A 20697-nucleotide genomic window follows, 5' to 3' on the forward strand; every position below is an offset into this window, starting at 1 on the left:
TAGCCTCTCGGCATTCGATCTTCGTTGATTCTCCTGGGATTCTTGTCCGTAGGATGTTGCCGTGCCCTCCACCATGAACGCGACGGCAATTTCAACAGAATCTTCAACTGTTAACAGTTATCACTGTGTGTGACAAACCTATCACAATAGCAAATAAAATTCAACTTATTTAAAATAGAAAGATATATGAGAATCGCAGTAACTACAGCCCATGATACGTTATCTACCTTTACTCTCTAATTGTTTTAAAGCAAGCAAATAATGCAAGCGCAATTCACTTGATATGCGCTCTATATCTTTACTTTTTAATACGTCTAATAACAACTGGTGAATCTCAACCACCCGGTTCACTCTCATCGGCACTTGATTAGAAATTGTCAAGAACATCGCCCCAACTTGGGAATCTAATTGGTTATGTGCCTGAATTAACCGAGAATGATTACACATACTTACGATCACCCGATGAAATTCAATGTCACAGGAAACGATTCCCTCCATATCTGAAGTATCTAGAGCATACTTAAATTTCTTGATGATTAGCTCAAGCATAGTTAAGTGCTCATCTTTCATGTTGGCCATCCCTAGTTGAACCGCTTCCGCTTCTAGTAAGGCGCGAAATGTATAAATCTCGTATGCATCTTGTGTAGATAGGATGGAGACAGCTGTTCCTTTGTTCACCTCATGTGTTACCAGTCCCTCGTTTTGCAACATGAGAAGCGCTTCTCTAATCGGGCCACGGGATACTTGTAATTGTTTTGCAATATGTACCTCGTTCACTCGATCTCCAGGTTTCAATGTTCCATTTAATATCATCTTGCGAATTTCTTTTGCTGATTCATCAGCTAATGACGTTCGCGTCAATTTAGCAGGCATCTGGATGTCCATTCGCTACAAAACCCCTCGAAAATAAATAAATACGGTCACTCATAAAAGCCATTGACACATGTCATACGCCTCATAACATCTTCATATATTCTATAATGTCAATAGATTCTGGACAGTATCATTATATACAATTCTCATCTGTCGATGGAAAGAACTTTTTCTATACGCACGCGTGCATATGAAACGTCACGATGAATCAATGATTGCATGTTGTATACGATAAAATAATATGTTACTCTGCAAAATAGAAAGTACAACTTCATCATCGATTGCATAACTGGCGGATGTGTGGGTATACCACGAGGGAGTGCAATTGTTTCAATAGTCGACCGCCTGGGCATTCTGTATATGGGATCCCAGGCGGTTTTTATTTTTAAAATACACTCATGTAAGGAGCGTTTTAAAAGATGTATGGTGCCCCGCTGTCTTTGAAATCCAAGAAAATAATGTTGCTAGGATCTGGAGAATTGGGTAAGGAAGTAGCTATAGAAGCACAGCGATTAGGAGTAGAAGTGATTGCTGTTGACCGTTATGAAAACGCCCCAGCTATGCAAGTTGCTCATCGATCCTATGTGATCAATATGTTGTCTGCAGACGACCTGCGCTCTTTGATAGAACGTGAGCAACCCGATTGGATTGTTCCTGAAATTGAAGCCATAGCCACTTCCGTGCTAGTCGACATGGAGCAAGAAGGCTACCGAGTGATCCCCACTGCAAACGCCGCAAAGTTGACCATGGATCGCGAAGGGATTCGCAGACTGGCAGCAGAGCAACTCCATCTACCCACACCTAACTATCAATTTGCCAATAGTTTAGAAGAGTTGCGAAGTGCAGTGAAGAAGATTGGTATTCCATGTGTGATCAAACCAATTATGAGTTCCTCAGGTAAAGGGCAAAGCATATGCAGATCAGAAGAAGATATAGATCATTCATGGAACTATGCTATGAATAGTGGTCGTGTCAAAAATACACGGGTGATCGTAGAGGAGTTTATTTCATTCGATTCCGAGATTACTTTGTTAACTGTACGATCCATTTCAGGCACAAATTATTGCACTCCTATTGGGCATTTACAAAAGGACGGAGATTACATCGAGTCTTGGCAGCCCCATTTCTTAACTGAGCAACAACAACAACAAGCCATGGAGATTGCAAAAACATTAACCGATGCTCTAGGGGGTTTCGGTGTATTTGGCGTAGAACTTTTTGTAACAGCCAATCAAATCTATTTCAGCGAGGTATCTCCACGCCCACATGACACCGGATTAGTCACTCTCGCAACACAAGACTTATCCGAGTTTGCATTACACGTTCGTGCTATCCTCGGTTTCCCCATTCCGTCCATCACTCTCCATACTCCTGGAGCAAGTCATGCGGTAAAGTCACCTATCGAATCAAATAGCTATCAAGTATCAGGAATAGACGATGCGCTTTTGATTCCTTGCACACAAGTACGCTTCTTTGGAAAACCAACGTCGACCATTGGAAGACGCTTAGCAGTTACCATCAGTTCAGCACAAGATGTTGACACAGCCCGTCAACGTGCAACGAAAGCTGCTTCATGCATTCATATCACCTGACCAGATCAAAAAAAAAAAAAAATACCTAATGGGACCACTTCAACACAAGTGGCCCTATTAGGTTAATCCATCTATTTCTATCCCTTTACAGAGCCGGCAAGAAGTCCCCGCACAAAATACTTTCCTAAAAAGATATAGACAATTAAGGTCGGCAGAGACGCTAGTAATGCGCTAGCCATCTGTACGTTCCATTGCACAGTCTGACTCCCGGCGATATTGACAAGAGCAACTGTGACTGGCTGATTGGGAGGATTGGTCAGAGAGACCGCAAATAAAAAGTTATTCCACACTTGCGTAAACTGCCAAATACCAGTCACTACAAAGCCCGGTATCGATAACGGCAAAATAATATGCCGGAAAATACCCCAATACCCCACTCCATCAATAGCTCCTGATTCGATAATTTCATTTGGAATAGCAGAATAATAGTTCTTAAAGATCAATGTTGTAATAGGTATGCCATAAATACTATGAACCATAATCAGTCCAAGAATCGTATTGTACAAACCCATCGCATCAAGCACCCTCAAGAGAGGAATTAACACACTTTGATATGGAATAAACATCCCAAATAGAATAATGAAAAAAATCACACTTGATCCTTTAAATTTCCATTTAGATAACGCATATCCATTGAGTGAACCAATTAAAGATGAAATAATCGTTGCCGGAATCGCTAGTTCAATGCTGTTACCAAAGTTAGGGCCCAACTGATCCCAAGCAGAAACGATACTCGAAAAACTAGGTTTTAATGGTAAGTTCCACATCTGAGAGAGACTAATTGCAGCATTATCTTTAAGACTGGTAATAACCACGACATAAATAGGTACAAGGTACAGCATGGCCAATAAAATTAATAGAATATATAACAGGGCACGAGATAATTGCCGAAATGTAAGGCGCATTTGCATTACTCATCTTCCCCCTGTTTCAATGTAGAAATGAGATACGGAACAATAAAAGCAGCCATAATAATTAAGAGCACCACAGAGATTGCCGCACCTTGGGCAAATTCATTTCCCTGAAAGGTTGTTTGAAACATGTCCATACTCGGCATATCAGTCACAAATTCCTGCCCTGGCCCTGTCATTGCATAAATTAAGCCAAAGATTTTTAGTGAAGCTGCAGTTAAAATGATCACCACAGTTGTCGTAGTCGCCTTTAATTGCGGAAGGATAATGGACCAAAAAATTCTCCAAGACCCAGCACCATCAATGCGAGCCGCTTCTTTTATATCATCAGAAATCCCACGTAGCCCTGCCAAATAAACGGCCATTGCAAATCCAGACATTTCCCAGACGGCTGCAATTAAAACGGCCAATAAAGCAAGTGGAATACCTAATTGGATTTGTCCAACAGTGATATTAGGGATGATCGTTGTGCTCAAAAACCAAGAAGGTAAATGTTTAAAACCCATTGCTTTTAATATTAAGTTGACGCCAGTTTGTGGATTTAAAATCCAGGACCAAATAACACCAGTCACAACAAAGGAAACAGCCATAGGAAAGATAAAAATGCTGCGAAATAAACTTTCCGCTTTTATCTTTTGGTCAATCAACATAGCTAAAAACAGGCCGATCACTATACAAGCAATAATAAATAAAATCGTAAAAACAACAATATTTCTAAGATCAGATTGAAAACGAAAAGTTTCAAAAACAAATAGATAATTTTTCAAACCAGCAAATGAAAAGTTGGGAATAAAACTATTCCAGTTGGTAAATGAAACATACACAGTCCACACAATAAACCCATAAACAAATATACCAAGTAGAATAATAGACGGTGCAAGCGTTGCAAGCGCTGAAATTCGATCACGTGAAATGCGGAATCGTTTTCTTCTAAATGAAGAAGATCCAGCTACATCATCGCTGATCTCAACCATCGAACCTTTCATGTATGTCCTCCATATTGTCTGGATTTTTCTTGATAAATAAGAAGATAGTCAAAGTCAGCTACAGCACTGACTTTGACCAGTCTTCATGTATAGTATTTCATGAAACATCGTACTAATTCAAGGGATTAGCTTGTGCAGCACTGTTGACAGCAGAAACGAATTGATTTACATTATGGTTTGTTACAAAAATTTCCATAGCGTTATTTACTTGGTTTGTAAAGCCAGGATTGGCTCCACCTTGACCAATAATCAGTGCAAGAGGATCCTTTTTAAAGGATGCCATGGCAGAACGAGAATAGGCATCATACAACGATGTATTGGCATCTAATCGTGGAGAAAAGGTCCCTTTTAGTGGATTGAATACATCTTGACCTTTTTCTGAACCGAGCACTTTTAAGAAGTTTAATGTTAATGTATCGCTCTTTAGTTTGGAAGGTAATCCAAACACGTCCGTCACCGCTGCAAATACGCCTTGCGTACCAGGTGTTGGTGCCCAACCAAAGCCCGTACCAGGTGTCAAATGCAAATCAGTAGTGAAGTATCCTTGTGCCCAGTCACCTTGAACATTCATAGCAGCTTGTCCTTGTGCAACCATTTGATCCGCTTGTTGCCAATGCAGTGCAGAGTAATCTGAGTTCGTATAAGCCATCATTTTAGAGAATGTTTGTGCTGCACTGACAACACCCGGCGAAGTCCATGAACCCTTACCAGAGAGCAGTTGATTATATTGAGTTTCACCAAGTGTTCCAAGTAAAACGTCACTCCAAAGCAAGGTAGCTTCCCAGTTACCGTGGTTTGCGAGGGCAAGAGGAGTAATACCGTGTGATTTCAACACTTTTGCATCAGCAAAAAATTGAGAAAATGTTGTAGGCGGTGTTAAATTGTACTTATGGAAAATAGCCGGATTATACCATAGCACATTTGCACGTTGCATATCGACTGGAACCGCATAAATTTTCCCATTTACAGTCAACATATTTAATAGTGATTGCGGGAAGTCTTGATACCAACCTTCTTTTGTATACAAGGAATTAAGCGGCTTCATGTCACCTGCTTGAATCCAAGACAGTAATGAACCATTACCACCATGCACTTGAAATGTTCCTGGTGGATTGCCAGCTTCCATGCGACTTGCCAATACGGCTTTAGCGTTTGAACCGGCTCCACCTGCCACAGCTTCGTTAATGACGCTCACATTAGGATATTGTTGTTTATAAACACCAATTAATGCGTTAAGAGCTTTGCTACTAGCAACACCTGTCCACCAGCTGAAAATTTGAAGTTGTTGTCCACTGGCAGATTGATTTGCAGCTGGTGTACCACCGGAACTAGGAGCAGGCGTTGCACTTTGACTACCACAGCCAGTAAGTGCAATTGATCCTAATGTTGCGACAGCGGCCAGACTTAAGCCAAGCTTCTTTTTCATATCTATTATTGCCCCCTTATGATGTGCAAAACTCATGTAACCTATGACAATAATACGATCATAGATAGAATACTCCCAGTACTAGCCCATAAAAACAGGGAATAAGTAACTGGTATGTTAAAGATTTAAGCAGAAAACACTTTCTTAAATCTCTAACTTATTAATAATATGCTATCTTTAATGTTTATGCAACCCTTCTCTAAAATTTTACTGTGAGGTGATACGCATTTGATTTCATTGAGTACTCCGTTTCTTGCTTAATTTTTTTACGTAAGCTCACTCTATTTTACGCGTATTGAAACTTATCTGTCCCGAGTATTTAAAATAATGTAAGTAAGTGAGCCAAGTCAATCATGATGAACTTTTAAAAAACTTTTACCCAGTGGTATCACAATCTTGTTTGCATTGGCATTGATGATCCCCGCAAATGAAGTATAAAGTGCTAACACTCCTGTAATTATTCCAAACCATCCACCCACGACAACACTCGTTCCACTAAAATTAGCACTTGCAAGTAGAAAGAATGTAATTGTTAAAAATAAAAACACGAAAAATAACGCTTTGTTTAAATAAAACGTCCCAACAAACATATACAACGTAAATATTCCCCACATCAATAAAAACATACCTATGCCCACGCCAACTCCTGATCCTAAACTAGAAACATGTGAAACTAAAAGGTAAAAGGATATCCAAAATGCACCATATGATGTAAAGGCAGTTGCACCAAATGTATTGCCTTTCCGAAACTCCCACATGCCTGCTAAAAGTTGAGAAGCTCCTCCGTATGCCATCGCTAAAGGAAGCACCACTCCCATGTCAGTTGCAGGCACGATGCCTGCATTCATTGCGCTTAAAACACATGTGGTGAGCCCAAATCCAGCTAATCCGAGTGGCCCAGGATCAGCAATCGTTACTTGTTTGAATTCATTCATCTAGTTGACCTCCTATTTGTTATCGCTTACATTTTAATAATAAAGAAAAATCACAAAATATCAATACACAAACTAGCCATTTGCACACATGCACTTCAAACGAAACTGAATGATCAGTATGCAAAAGGACTGGGCATAAACTTGGTTACACGATCTAGCGACCTACACTATTCCTCCTGATAAGCAGTCAAAGTACCCCACTAACGGTATGCAACGCACTTTTATATTGTGTCACCCCATGCGAACACCGATTGCACGACCATGATACCGGGTTAAGTTTTTAATAACCTCGCTCATACAATACACATTGTTTAATGACATTCTACTTAACACTAGTTTTATTCATAAATGAGAGTTCAAACAGCCGCCAATTACCAAAGCGTACATCGTGCAGTTCCTTACACAACGAAAAAACCAGCTCATTTCGGATCAAGAATCCCAAAAGAAGCTGGTACTTCAACAACTCATCGACCATATCGAGATCGATTTTAATGCGCAGGAACACCAATATCTTCTAAATATTACTGTTAGACTTTTTTGGTGTCGAGAGCGGGACTTGAACCCGCACGGGTTACCCCACACGCCCCTCAAACGTGCGCGTCTGCCAATTCCGCCATCCCGACATGGATGATTGCATCAACGTTGATAATATATACGATTTCACCACAATTGTCAAGTAATGAGCCACCAGCAAAACGGCCATTGTCCATGTTGGTCTTATGCAAAATGAGTAGTTTAACTGCCGTAGAAACGGGTAAATGTTTCAAATGTATAGAGGACACGCGCGACGAAGTGCCTCGTTTCACGAACGGGGATGTCGTTGATAGTCATCTCTTCACCTGACCATGTTCCATTGCGAAGCCATCGGCGTACTCGATTCGGCCCTGCATTGTATGCCGCAACTGCTTCCGGCAGGTTGCCGTGAAACGTGCGAATCAAATACATCACATACCACGACCCCAATCGCACATTGACACTTGGCGTTGCGAGATCGGCTCGGGAATACCTCTTCATCCCAATCCGTTGTGCAATCCACGATGCCGTATCAGGCATCAATTGCATAAGACCGATGGCACCCGCATGGGAAATATCATCTTCGCGAAAGTGACTCTCCACTCGTACCAACGATGCAACGAGAAATGGATCGACATGCACAGTCCTTGCTTCATGTTGAATAACCGGATAGTAATAGATAGGATATACAAGAGTCCAAAATGACGGAATATACGTCATACCCATGACACATACGAGGAGAATTGCCGCCACAAGTGAACGCATTCGAATAGCCAGAATGATATTGCGTCCCTTCACCAGTTTGTCGTCTCCTCTCTATGATAAGCTTGTTAGATGTCTATACGTCCGTCTATTGTATAACAAATGGCCGCACAACGCTTCTATCAAATGTTCCATCTGAGCGAGCCCCATCTCGCGCCAGATTCTTCAAATATTCGTAGAGTTCACAAGCTAAACGCGTGACCTCACTCTCATTGCCACTATTGTCGACGATCACATCTGACTGTGCTCGTTTCTCTTCCATTGAAAGTTGTGCCGCGATGCGTCTTTGCGCTTCCTCTTCATCAAATCCATTACGCTTCATCAAACGAGAGAGCTGCGCGTGTTGTGGGGCAAATACTAACACGGTCACATCGACCAATCGATGCGTCCCCCCCTCAATCAATAGGGGAACATCCAGAATGGCTATGCGTGATGCATCTTGCTTCACATAGTGATGCGCTTGACGCCACATTTCCTCGCGCACAAGCGGATGCACAATCCCATTGAGTTGCAGACGCGCTGTCTTGTGTTGAAAAATATATTGTCCCAATCGCTCGCGGTTTAGCTGTCCATCAGCCTGTAGATATTCTTCCCCAAACGCCTCCACAACGGCACGCAATCCGCGCGTACCTGGCTGCACAACTTCTCTTGCAATCACATCTGCATCTACAAGAAACGCACCCAGTTGTACAAGCGCAGTAGACATCGAACTCTTCCCTGAAGCAATGCCACCTGTTAGTCCAACAATCACAAGGCTCACTCTCTTTCCACTTCAACCAATCATCAGCTACATTTGAGTAATAGATGCTTTATCTCTCACAATCTACTTGTGCACACTCATTTCCAAGCATTGCTTATCTTATGACTTCATGTTCTGACTACAATAGCATATAGAGGTATCTTCAGGCTTGTATCCCCTATAAGTCAATCTATGCGACATGTGTATATGAAAGCCCATTAGCTCTACTATGACATTGCCATGATCTACTCCCAATCATGTGCCATAGCCCAATCCACTCATCTTCGCGTTTTTCGAGGCAGCTTTTGACATATAGGACATACGTGCGTTCCACGACCTGCAACCCGACTTTTTACAATCTCACTTCCACAAACCACACAGGCTTGTCCTGTACGTCCATAGACATTAAGCGAAAACTGATATTGCCCTGGTTCCCCAAATCCATTGACATAAGACTTCACAGAACTCCCCCCGTGCACAATCGCATCAGCGATCACCTCTTGCGTGGAGGCCACGATCCGCCGCAAAGCTTGCATCGATAGCGACTGCGCACTTTGTGTCGGATGTATCTTGGCCCGAAACAAGATTTCGTCGACATAAATATTGCCAAGACCAGCAATAATCGTCTGATCCAGTAAAGTAGCTTTAATGGAAGTTGTACGTTTTTTAAACACATCGCGCAGATAGGTAGGAGTGAAATTCTCCTGCAAGGGTTCTGGTCCAAGCAAGTGCAAAGGAGCAAAGTGAGGAATGTGATCGCTTAGCAGTAGATCCATCGTTCCAAACTGTCGTACATCCTGATAGCGCAATTCTTGTCCCCCAAGCAAGTGAAAGATCACATGCGTATGCGGCAATAGCGGTTCCGATGCCAAAAATACACCATAGTGTCCTTCCATGCGAAGATGTGAGACAAGCGTCCGCTCTCCAAGGTCGAGCAATAGATACTTGCCCCGCCTGCGCACTTCGACGATCCTTGCGTTCTGTAACTCATGCACAAACTCATCGACACTCGGTGAGCGAATAATGCGTGGCAACCGCACGTCCACCCACTCGATCACCTGTCCTGCCACTAAACTTTGCAGACCGCGCCGCACCGTTTCCACCTCTGGCAATTCAGGCACGCAATCACCCTCCTGTAGCTATTTTGCATCATACCAAGACGTACCCGAGTGGACATCCACTTTTAGCGGTACAGACATCACGGCTGCACCTTCCATTTGTTGGCGCACCAACTGTGTGAGCGATTCAAGTTCCGCAGTAGGACATTCAAAAATAAGTTCGTCATGAACTTGAAGTAGCATCTTTCCGGTAAACTGCTTCTTTTTTAGATCTTCCCGCAAGCGCACCATAGCCACTTTAATCACATCTGCTGCTGTCCCTTGAATCGGCGTATTCATCGCTGTCCGTTCTGCAAAACTGCGATCATTAAAATTGCGACTGTGAATCTCTGGCAAGTACCGTTTACGCCCAAGCAACGTCTCTGTATATCCGAGATCGCGTGCCTTTTGCACAGACTCTGCCATATAGAGCTTAACACCAGGAAATTTTGCAAAGTACTGCTCAATAAATTGTGCCGCTTGCGCTCGCGAAATATTTAAATTCTGCGATAATCCGTAGTCACTTATGCCGTAAACAATACCAAAGTTGACCGCTTTTGCTTGTCTGCGCATGAGTGATGTCACTTCCTCAGGCGCAACCTCAAATACATCGCTTGCCGTGCGCGTATGGATGTCCATATCCGCTAAAAATGCCTCAATCAACGCCTCATCTTGTGACAAATGAGCAAGAATGCGCAGCTCCACTTGTGAGTAGTCGGCAGACAGCATCACCCACTCCGGATCCGTTGGAACGAATGCCATCCGCAACCGTCTTCCCTCCTCCATCCGAATGGGGATGTTCTGAAGATTGGGATCTGCACTAGACAATCTCCCAGTCGCTGTCATCGCCTGATGAAACGAGGTATGCACCCGAGATTCCGGTTGCCGCACTACGCGCAACAACCCTTCCACATACGTCGATTGTAGCTTAGCCAATTGGCGATATTGCAAAATGTGCGTCACAATCTCACTGTGTGGCGCCAATTTTTCTAAAACATCAGCGCTAGTCGAATAGCCTGTCTTTGTCTTTTTCACAGGTGGTAGACCCATCTTATCAAATAAAATTTCACCTAATTGTTTGGGTGAATTTATATTGAACTGCACTCCTGCCAGTTCGTAAATCTCACCTGTCAATCGCTCCAGTCCCTGCGCCAGTTCTGATCCAATCACTTGCAAGCGCGGTACATCCACTTTTACACCATATAACTCCAAATCAGCCAATACTGCCGCCAGTGGTAGCTCCAGTTGCACATATAGATTTTCCAGTTGAAAGCGCACAAGATTCGCTTGCAATCTCTCATAACCTGCATAGAGTCGTAAAGCACAGTGAACCAATGCAGCCGGCCGCATACTTCCCCCTTTTTCAATACCAGTCTTCACCCATTCTGGCGTTTCAATATCTCCATCTGCTTTTTCAATCACATCAATAAGACTTGGTTCTCCCTCTGATGTGTAAATGAGATACGTGACAAGTAGCGTATCGAAAACTGGAGCAATGACTTGTTCCACATCATCTGACAACCCGTAAGAAACACCGCGAACCATGATCGCCTTCGCATCGTATACAATTTTAATCACTTGGTCATTTTGCAAAAATGCTCGAATGTGCTTTTTAGCCTTTTCTGTCTGAAGTTGTTCTTCAGACAGCGGAACATAAAATGCCCCTTGCGGTCCAGCCACTGTGAAGCCATTCCACTTGCCCGTTTGATACTCGCCTTCCACATCAAACAATACCGCACATCGTTCACCAAGTGAACCGAGGTGTTCTGCAAGCTCGTCCAACTCCATCTTTACATATGCACCGTTTGTACTCTGTTCCTTAGCATCAAGAGGTGCACTCCCTGTCGCTGCAGACTCCCCGGATTCTGTTAGAGCAGCACTCTCTTCTTTGCCAAGCCGAGTCAGCAAAGAACGAAACTCATAGGTTCTAAACACTTCTCGCAAATTGACTGAATCATACCCATGATACACGAGGTCATCGATCGAAACGGTAAGTGGAACGGCACGATCAATGGTTGCTAACTTCTTTGACAACAAGGCTAGATCGTGATGCTCGCGCAAGCGCTCTTGTAACTTTGCACCCGAGACATCTCCTGCATGTGCTAAAACATCTTCAACCGTGCCATACTGAGTCAATAACTTAATCGCAGTTTTTTCACCTACTCCAGGTACACCTGGAATATTGTCAGACGTATCGCCCATCAGTGCTTTTAAGTCAATGATTTGAGTGGGGGCTAAGCCATATCTCTCCATCACCGCTGCTGGATCATACCTCACCACATCCGTTGTTCCTTTGCGCGTCATCCCAGCTGTGATCCGCTCTGACACAAGTTGAAAGAGGTCTTTATCTCCTGAGACCACAAAGACCTCATACCCATCTTCGTCCGCTTTTGTAGCAAGCGTACCGATGATATCATCTGCTTCATACGATTCAAGTTCAAGCGACGGAATATTGAAATGAACCAATAGATCTCGCGCAAGTGGGAATTGACCGATGAGTTCTGGTGGCGTACTCTGTCTTTTTCCTTTATATTCGGGGAAATACGCGTGACGAAAAGTCATTTTGCCTTTATCAAATGCCACGGCAACATGACTTGGTTGTTCTGCCTGAAGCAAGTTTAGCAACATCATAGAAAACCCATAAATGGCATTGGTATAGATCCCTGATGATGTCGATAACAGGGGAACTCCATAAAATGCACGATACAATACACTGTTACCATCGATTAATAATAGCTTTTTACTTCTCATCCGCTTGTCCTCTTGGGTCAAGATTTACCACTCCATTCTCATCTTGCACGTCCGTTCGATCTATCTTTAATCATTTTACCACAATCGTTTTACACCTCGAATACATAAATAATGGGCACACAGCGTAACTTTCTCGCCATGCACCCACCATATCGTTGGTATGCTACTTTCTATACCCTTACGTCACATAGATCTTGATTGCAAATTACAAATTGCGAATTACGGCATCCGCAAATTGCGAAGTTTTCACTTCTGTTGCCCCATCCATCAAACGTGCAAAGTCATACGTAACAACCTTTTGTTCAATCGTCTTTTGCAATGCTGTAACGATCGCATCTGCAGCTTCTTGCCAGCCAAGATGTTCTAGCATCATTACACCGGAGAGAATCACTGATCCTGGATTAACTTTATCAAGATCAGCATATTTGGGTGCTGTACCATGAGTAGCTTCAAATACTGCATGCCCAGTCAAATAGTTGATGTTTGCACCAGGTGCAATTCCGATCCCACCAACTTGTGCCGCTAATGCATCGGAGAAAAAGTCTCCATTTAAGTTCATCGTGGCGACTACTTCAAACTCCGCAGGTCGTGTCAATACTTGCTGCAAGAAGATGTCTGCAATTGCATCTTTCACGATGATCTTGCCAGCCGCTTCTGCAGCCTTTTGCGCCTTATCAGCTTCTGCCGCACCAGACTTCCCTTTAATGCGATCATATTCAGACCACGTAAATGTCTGCTCCGGAAATTCCCGCTCTGCAAGTGCATAACCCCAGTTTTTAAAGGCACCTTCTGTAAACTTCATGATGTTACCCTTATGCACCAAGGTGACGCTTTTGCGGTTATGCGCAATCGCATACTCAATGGCTGAACGCACCAGTCGTTCTGATCCCTCTTTTGATACAGGCTTAATGCCGATACCGGATGTTTCAGGGAAGCGAATTTTCTTGACGCCCATTTCATTTTGTAAGAAATGAATTAGCTTGTGTACTTCCGGCGTGCCTTCGGCCCACTCGATCCCCGCGTAGATATCTTCCGAATTTTCCCGGAAAATAACCATATCCACCAACTCAGGATGTTTTACAGGTGAAGGTACTCCATCGAAATACCGCACAGGGCGCAAGCACACGTAAAGATCTAACTCTTGGCGCAATGCGACATTTAAACTCCGAATACCCCCACCAATCGGTGTCGTCAACGGTCCTTTAATACTCACTAAATACTCTCTCAATGCGACGAGCGTATCGTTTGGCAACCACTCACCAAATTTGTTATACGCTTTTTCCCCTGCATACACTTCAAACCACTCAATTTTACGCTTACCGCCATAAAGTTTTTCCACAGCTGCATCAAGAACACGAACAGATGCACGCCAAATATCGGGTCCCGTTCCATCTCCCTCAATAAAAGGAATGACTGGATGATCAGGCACCTGTAAACCTGCACTACTCATCCCAATCTTATCGCCGCTATGTGGCATCTCCAATTTTTCGAATAAAGACATCCAAAACAACCCCTTCCTATATGATCAATATCATCGAGTTATAACTATCCGCCGTCCTCATCAAATCCATTGACTATCATAGCACACAGAAACACACCCGGCAACGGAATTTTTCATACTACGAACCTATGTTTCACTTAGCGAAACATTCGTATGATAAGCCGATCGCAGAAATAAAAGGATTCCACTACTGACTACTATTGCTCCAACAAACCAAATCCAAGGAATCGTCGCATGAAAAAACACATACGCCAACAAAGTAGCACCGATCGGTTCACCCACAATACTCATCGCAATGGTTGAAGCAGGAAGATACTTTAACAGTGTATTGAACAACGTATGTCCAAACACAGTTGGAACGAGTGTTAATAGTACAAACAGTTCCCAATCAGAGCGGGGATAATCCACGAGTGAATGCCCGCGCATTAGACTGTAAAGCATCAACAAAAATCCGGTAATCACATATACGAGAAAGCTATAGTGTACAGAGGATAGTGTGTGCCGCAAATTTTTACCAGACAACAGATATGCAGCAGCAGCGATTGTCCCAACTAGCGACATAAAGTCACCTAATAGCGCAGTTTTACCAGCATGAATATCATGCCAACCGATCACCACAGTCCCCGCGATCGCAATTAACGCGTACAGCCATGTCATTGCGCCAACGCGTTCTTTAAAGAAGAGTGTCTCACCCATCAACACGAAGATGGGCTGTAAGGCGAGCATCAAAGTCGAACTCGCCACAGACGTAAAAAAGAGTGAGTGAATCCAAAAAATAAAATGCAGTGAAAGCGCAAGCCCACTTACAGTGAGGATCAGCCGTTCACGATTCGACAGTTTGCGTATAGCCGTTACTATGCCCCGCGCAGCAAAGGGACTGAGTAGAACAGCTGTCATCAGCATCCGATACATAGCGGTGATCGATGCAGGCGCTGTCGTCATCTTAATAAAAATAGCAGAAAATGAAATGGCAACAATGCCAACACCTAGCCAACCGTAAGCACCTATTGGACGTCTAAAGGATGTCATCCACTATATCCCCAAAACCACATGGTTCTACATACCATCTACTCATCTCCAAGCAATAAGCGATGAATATGCGGAGCACTGCGCACAAGGCGTATGGGTTTTAAACTGCGATCAGTAAACACATGCTCGGTTTCTCCAGTAGCTAGTAGCTTTTCGCCATCTGCTAACAAAACAGAATAACTAAACGTCAGGCGCAACCCATTGTATTCCTTGATCATTGCATCCACGTATAGAAGATCGTCGTAATGTGCTGAATGTAGATACTCACATCCCACGCGTAACACAGGAAGCATAATCCCCCCGTCTTCCAAATCGCGATAGGATAAGTTTTCCATGCGTAACCAGTCTGTACGTGCTACTTCAAACCACTGAACATAATTTCCATGCCATGCCACACTCATCTGGTCGGTTTCTTGATAACGCACACGAATGGTTGATCGCGACTTTGTCATATTCATCAGCTTGTCCCCTCCGACTGCTATTTTAGCATGCGGCAGGATCCTTGTAGTAACTAAATATGCAGTTCTATTGATAGCAGATTATAATACTTGAGTTTTTCCGCGATACAAGAATCCACGAACGGTATCTACCGTGATCACTTCGCCATCTGTTACCACTTGTGTAGCACCTATGGCACCTACAATGACGGGAATGCCCAGTGATAATCCTACTACTGCGGCATGAGAAGTAAGTCCACCTTCTTCTGTAATGACTGCTGCGACCTTTTCAAATGCAGGCATCATATCACGATCCGTCATGACAGTCACTAAGATATCTCCAGCCTTAACTCTTTCTAGAATATCGCTCGACTTTTTAGCAACGATCGCTCGTCCAACTACACTTTTCATCCCCACGCCCGTTCCCCGCGCTAACACATCACCGATCGTATGAATCTTAAGTAAATTAGTAGTTCCAGCTTCACCAACAGGTACCCCCGCTGTGATGACAATCAAATCTCCGCTGCTCACAAGTCCACTTGCAAGAGCTCCGTCTACCGCAACCGCAAGCATTTCATCCGTAGACTCGATCGATTTGACGAGCACAGGATAGATACCCCAGCAAAGTGTGAGACGTCTCGCCACGTCTGCATGTGGAGTCACTGCAATGATGACACTTTGTGGGCGATGCTTCGCAACCATACGCGCTGTAAATCCACTCTCTGTAGACGTTACAATCGCTCTTGCCTCTAGATCCTCTGCAATACTGCGCACTGCATTGCTAATAGCATCCGTTTGCGTTCGCTCGACACCTTCACGATGACGGCCTGTCACTTCATGCGTTCTAAGCGCCTCTTCCGCGCGCATCGCAATGATTGACATCGTTTCGACAGCTTCTACAGGGTATTTGCCAGCAGCTGTTTCGCCACTTAACATAATCGCATCCGTACCATCAAAAATGGCATTGGCCACATCCGTTGCTTCTGCTCTTGTAGGCCTTGGATTCCTCTGCATAGAATCGAGCATTTGCGTAGCTGTAATGACCATTTTACCAGCTTTGTTGCAACGCTCAATCAATAATTTCTGAGCAATCGGCACTTCCTCCGTCGGGATCTCAACACCTAAATCGCCACGAGCAACCATCAATCCATCAGAAACCAAAAGAATCTCATCGATGAGATCAAGTCCCTCTTGCGCTTCGATTTTCGAGATGATATCACACTGCACATGATGATCTTCTAGCAACTTGCGAATCTCTAAGACATCAGATGCTTTGCGAACGAAAGAAGCTGCAATGATATCTACACCTTGCTCAATACCAAAAAGAATATCCTCAACATCCTTCTCCGTTACTCCTGGTAAACGCAATTTCACACCTGGTGCGTTGATTCCCTTGCGATTTTTCAGCATGCCACCGTTTGTGACGACACAATAAATTTCTCGATTGTCCACTTTCTCTACGCGCATACCAATGAGACCATCATCAATTCGTATAATTGATCCTACAATTACATCTTCTGGTAGCCCATCATAACTAATAGAAATGCGTTCTTTAGTACCTAGCACCTCTTCAGTCGTCAAAATAATATGATCGCCATCATTAAGTTCGACACCGTCATTTTCGATAAGCCCTGTTCGAATCTTAGGCCCTTTAATGTCGAGCATGATGCCGACAATTTTTCGTTCTAAACGCGCTGCTTCACGAATTGTTTCAATCATTTTGCGATGATCGTCATGTGTTCCATGCGAAAAATTCAACCGTGCAACGTCCATCCCCGCTCGAACAATCATTCGCATTTTCTGTAATTCGCTCGTTGCTGGTCCCATGGTACAAACAATCTTTGTTTTCCTCATTTTATCCGCTCCCTTTTTACGATCAAACGCCCCACACAACTAAATCGACAAAATACCCGCAAGTTCGTAAATTGATAAGTCCACTTCACGCATACTATCAAGTGCCGCATCAATATCTGTTGCAATCATCTTCTTACCCTTAATCCCAACCATCATGCTAGTCTCACCTTGAATCAACAAATCGACAGCCATCGCACCCATACGTGACGCTAACGCGCGGTCAAAAGCTGTTGGCGAGCCGCCACGCTGCAAATGCCCGAGTACGGTCACGCGCACTTCCCATCCCGTGCGCTGTCCAATTAGTTCGCCGATCTTCATACCTTTACCCACACCTTCAGCAACCAATATGATACTATGGCGCTTCCCGCGTTCCACACCACGTTCTAATTTGTCAATGATTTGGTCCATATCATAGGGAGCTTCCGGAATAAGAATAGATTCAGCCCCACCTGCTAATCCAGATATCACAGCAATATCGCCAGCGTTTCTACCCATAACCTCGATGACGAAGGTGCGCTCGTGTGAAGTCGCTGTATCTCGAATCTTATCGATCGCATCAATCGCTGTATTAATCGCTGTGTCAAAACCAATAGTATAGTCTGTGCAAGGTAGATCATTATCAATCGTACCAGGCACCCCTATGGTTCGAACTCCGCGATGCGATAATGCCCGCGCCCCACGAAACGATCCATCCCCTCCGATCACTACAAGCGCATCGATATCATGCTTTTGCAGCATGGCAACACCTAACTCTTGCCCTTGGTCTGTGAGAAATTCAGGGCTTCTTGCAGTGTATAATTTGGTTCCACCACGCTGAATAATATCTGCTACCGATCCGAGGTCCATCTCCTCGATCTCTCCTGCCATCAGCCCTGCATAGCCATGTCTAATCCCAGACACTCTAAGTCCGTGATACACGCTCTTGCGCACGACAGCCCGAATAGCAGCATTCATACCTGGTGCATCTCCGCCACTTGTCAAGACACCAATATGTTTCACTGGGCTTTGCAACCGTAGCGCATCCTTTTCATTCACCATACATTCCCCCATCATCTATGGGCCATTCATATTTAGACCCTTATGGACATTTAACGTCCCGCATCGGGCACACTCACTACAAACATGTAGTGAGTGAACTCGTTAACTCGATAGATTCTGTAAAGTAACGTCCTCTTCTATAGCTTCCACCGTAGCGACTTCCTCCGCTACTCTTGTTTTTTTCACTTCTGTATACACGCCCATCTTGCGATACTTCTCGTAACGTGATGATGGTAAATCTTTAAATGGCACTTGATGGAGTTCAACTAAGGCGCGCCATACTGCATCCTTCACTGTCGCGATCATCGTTAAAGGTTCTCGTTGTGCACCACCGAATGGTTCAAGCAAAATTTCATCCACGATGCCAAAGCGAGATAAATCCTGGGCGGTAATGCACATCGCATCTGCCGCACGCTGTCCCTGTGTGGCATCTTTCCACAACAAGGCAGCCGCTGACTCAGGTGCAATGACGGAATAATATGCATGCTCCAACATCAAAATCTTATCACCCACTCCGAGACCCAGAGCTCCACCGCTTCCACCTTCACCAGTCACCACGCAAACAACAGGAACTGTAAGTGCGGCCATCTCAATGAGATTGCGTGCGATGGCTTCGCCTTGTCCACGTTCCTCTGCCGCTGCTCCAGGGTATGCTCCTGCAGTATCGATAAACGTCACAATAGGGCGTCCAAACTTTTCAGCCTGTTTCATGAGACGAAGGGCTTTGCGGTACCCTTCTGGATGGGCCATACCAAAGTTGCGAAAGATATTTTCCTTGGTGTCACGACCCTTTTGTGTACCTATTAAAGTCACTGCCATGCCCTCAAGGCGTCCAATACCACCGACAATTGCTGCATCATCACGAAATGATCGATCTCCGTGTAATTCAATAAAATCGTCACACATACCACGGATGTAATCAAGCGTTGTAGGGCGTTCAGGGTGGCGAGCAATTTGCACCTTTTGCCAAGGTGTAAGATCGCGATAAATCGCTTCCGCTAATGCCTTGGCTTTTGTTTCAAGCGTCAATACTTCGGCGCTCATATCAATGCCCTTCTCTTCAGTAAAACGTTTTAACTCCTCGATTTTCAGACGCAATTCGATGAGCGGCTTCTCAAAGGGCAGTTCAACGGCCACTCCATTCTCCCCCTTTATCATGTAGCGAAACAAGCGTTCCTAGCACCGCTCGCAAATCCTTGCGATGGACTACTTGATCAATCATCCCATGTTCCATCACAAATTCGGCCGTTTGAAATTCATCAGGTAGCTTTTGGCGAATCGTCTGTTCGATAATTCTACGCCCTGCAAATCCAATCGTTGCGCCAGGCTCTGCAAGATTGACATCTCCCTGCATGGCAAAACTCGCCGTTACTCCCCCTGTCGTAGGATGTGTCAGCACTGAAATGTAAAGCAAACCCAAGGCATCAAGACGTGCTAGTGCAGTCGACACTTTTGCCATCTGCATAAGGGAGAAAATACCCTCTTGCATACGAGCCCCACCTGAAACAGAAAAAATGATCATTGGAGCCGCATCCGCAATCGCTTGCTCGATCGCACGAGTCAATTTTTCACCTACCACTGAGCCCATACTCCCCATAATAAAGCGAGAATCCATGGCAGCGATCACCACTTTATAGCCAATAATCGTGCCTGTACCTGTGAGCACAGCATCAGTAAGGCCTGTTGCTTGTCTACTGCGCTCTACTCGAGCTGGATAGTCTGGGAAGTGCAGTGGGTCGCCCGACAAAAGATCGTCATCAAACTCCACAAATGATCCTTCATCAAGCGTCAATTGAATGCGCTCTGGTGCAGATAATGTAAAATGATATCCACAATGCGGACATGTCTTTACCTGCTTTTCTAACTCCTTAGCAAACAGGATCTGTCCACACTGCTTGCATTTCTCCATCAAACCTTCTGGCACCTTATCGCGAGCACTTGTATTCGATGCCACTGTTGCATAACGCTTTTTTTTAGGAAATAGGTCCTTTAACACTCTGTCACCTCAGGGTTTCTAAAACTTCAATCAGACAGCGAAGCATGCACGATATCGTTTAACGATTCTCGCACATCTTCAAGTTCATACTCAGGCACTAAAATCTCAAATTGCTGTTTGGAAGCACTAATCTGTCTACGCTTTACCAAAAAGCCTTCTGCCATTAGCCTTTTACATATATTTTCCGCTAGCCGCAAACTAGGCGTTATGTAGATTACTGTCCACATATCGTCAACAACCTCCTAGTTGGCCCCCAT

Annotated in this window: 18 protein-coding genes, 1 tRNA gene and 1 riboswitch; of the genes, 1 reads left to right on the plus strand and 18 read right to left on the minus strand. The window is 44.2% G+C overall.

All coding sequences use genetic code 11. The features are described from left to right. Window positions 1-219: 219 nt before the first annotated feature. On the minus strand, window positions 220-885 hold the full coding sequence (locus MM817_RS03375) for a GntR family transcriptional regulator (RefSeq protein ID WP_241712020.1): 666 nt from the start codon (window positions 883-885) through the stop codon (window positions 220-222). A gap of 263 nt (window positions 886-1148) precedes the next feature. Then, window positions 1149-1231: riboswitch (ZMP/ZTP riboswitch) on the plus strand. Between the two features lie 61 nt (window positions 1232-1292). On the opposite strand from MM817_RS03375, the gene purT reads away from it, so the two are divergent. Next, window positions 1293-2465, plus strand: a complete 1173-nt coding sequence (gene purT / locus MM817_RS03380; RefSeq protein WP_241712021.1) for a formate-dependent phosphoribosylglycinamide formyltransferase — start codon at window positions 1293-1295, stop codon at window positions 2463-2465. A 77-nt stretch (window positions 2466-2542) separates the two neighbouring features. On the opposite strand, the gene MM817_RS03385 is transcribed toward purT, so the two are convergent. From MM817_RS03385 to MM817_RS03465, 17 genes are all read right to left on the minus strand, one after another. Continuing rightward, window positions 2543-3376, minus strand: a complete 834-nt coding sequence (locus MM817_RS03385) for a carbohydrate ABC transporter permease (RefSeq protein WP_419723357.1) — start codon at window positions 3374-3376, stop codon at window positions 2543-2545. After that, on the minus strand, window positions 3376-4362 hold the full coding sequence (locus MM817_RS03390) for a carbohydrate ABC transporter permease (protein ID WP_241712022.1): 987 nt from the start codon (window positions 4360-4362) through the stop codon (window positions 3376-3378). The genes MM817_RS03385 and MM817_RS03390 overlap by 1 nt, the downstream gene beginning before the upstream one ends. Before the next feature lie 112 nt (window positions 4363-4474). Beyond that, entirely contained in the window at window positions 4475-5788 is a 1314-nt protein-coding gene (locus MM817_RS03395) for an ABC transporter substrate-binding protein (protein WP_241712023.1), read from the minus strand. Between the two features lie 347 nt (window positions 5789-6135). Then, a complete protein-coding gene (locus MM817_RS03400) occupies window positions 6136-6723 on the minus strand; it encodes an acetate uptake transporter (protein ID WP_241712024.1) in 588 nt (195 codons plus the stop codon). Between the two features lie 538 nt (window positions 6724-7261). After that, window positions 7262-7346: transfer RNA gene (locus tag MM817_RS03405), tRNA-Leu, on the minus strand. A gap of 112 nt (window positions 7347-7458) precedes the next feature. Next, window positions 7459-8034, minus strand: a complete 576-nt coding sequence (locus MM817_RS03410) for a lytic transglycosylase domain-containing protein (RefSeq protein WP_241712025.1) — start codon at window positions 8032-8034, stop codon at window positions 7459-7461. 52 nt (window positions 8035-8086) lie between these two features. Beyond that, a complete protein-coding gene (gene coaE, locus MM817_RS03415) occupies window positions 8087-8758 on the minus strand; it encodes a dephospho-CoA kinase (RefSeq protein ID WP_241712026.1) in 672 nt (223 codons plus the stop codon). Between the two features lie 257 nt (window positions 8759-9015). After that, window positions 9016-9858, minus strand: a complete 843-nt coding sequence (gene mutM / locus MM817_RS03420) for a DNA-formamidopyrimidine glycosylase (protein ID WP_241712027.1) — start codon at window positions 9856-9858, stop codon at window positions 9016-9018. A gap of 18 nt (window positions 9859-9876) precedes the next feature. Continuing rightward, window positions 9877-12585 (minus strand): DNA polymerase I, encoded by a 2709-nt coding sequence (gene polA / locus MM817_RS03425; RefSeq protein WP_241712028.1) that lies wholly within the window; start codon window positions 12583-12585, stop codon window positions 9877-9879. Window positions 12586-12790: 205 nt separating this feature from the next. Further along, window positions 12791-14062 carry an NADP-dependent isocitrate dehydrogenase gene (gene icd / locus MM817_RS03430; protein WP_419723366.1) on the minus strand — a complete coding sequence of 424 codons (1272 nt, stop codon included), beginning with the start codon at window positions 14060-14062 and terminating at the stop codon, window positions 12791-12793. Between the two features lie 150 nt (window positions 14063-14212). Beyond that, complete coding sequence (locus MM817_RS03435; protein ID WP_241712030.1) at window positions 14213-15115, minus strand: DMT family transporter; 903 nt, start codon at window positions 15113-15115, stop codon at window positions 14213-14215. Window positions 15116-15153: 38 nt separating this feature from the next. Next, window positions 15154-15573 carry an acyl-CoA thioesterase gene (locus MM817_RS03440; protein WP_241712031.1) on the minus strand — a complete coding sequence of 140 codons (420 nt, stop codon included), beginning with the start codon at window positions 15571-15573 and terminating at the stop codon, window positions 15154-15156. Window positions 15574-15654: 81 nt separating this feature from the next. Continuing rightward, window positions 15655-17406 carry a pyruvate kinase gene (gene pyk, locus MM817_RS03445; protein WP_272879610.1) on the minus strand — a complete coding sequence of 584 codons (1752 nt, stop codon included), beginning with the start codon at window positions 17404-17406 and terminating at the stop codon, window positions 15655-15657. A 39-nt stretch (window positions 17407-17445) separates the two neighbouring features. Further along, window positions 17446-18405, minus strand: a complete 960-nt coding sequence (gene pfkA / locus MM817_RS03450) for a 6-phosphofructokinase (protein ID WP_241712274.1) — start codon at window positions 18403-18405, stop codon at window positions 17446-17448. Window positions 18406-18546: 141 nt separating this feature from the next. After that, entirely contained in the window at window positions 18547-19581 is a 1035-nt protein-coding gene (locus MM817_RS03455; protein ID WP_241712032.1) for an acetyl-CoA carboxylase carboxyltransferase subunit alpha, read from the minus strand. Then, on the minus strand, window positions 19571-20440 hold the full coding sequence (gene accD, locus MM817_RS03460; RefSeq protein WP_241712033.1) for an acetyl-CoA carboxylase, carboxyltransferase subunit beta: 870 nt from the start codon (window positions 20438-20440) through the stop codon (window positions 19571-19573). The genes MM817_RS03455 and accD overlap by 11 nt, the downstream gene beginning before the upstream one ends. A gap of 26 nt (window positions 20441-20466) precedes the next feature. After that, window positions 20467-20667, minus strand: a complete 201-nt coding sequence (locus MM817_RS03465) for a glutamate decarboxylase (RefSeq protein WP_241712034.1) — start codon at window positions 20665-20667, stop codon at window positions 20467-20469. Between the last annotated feature and the right edge of the window lie 30 nt (window positions 20668-20697).

The sequence above is a fragment of the Sulfoacidibacillus ferrooxidans genome, assembly GCF_022606465.1.
GTDB classification, from domain to species: Bacteria; Bacillota; Bacilli; order Alicyclobacillales; family SLC66; genus Sulfoacidibacillus; species Sulfoacidibacillus ferrooxidans.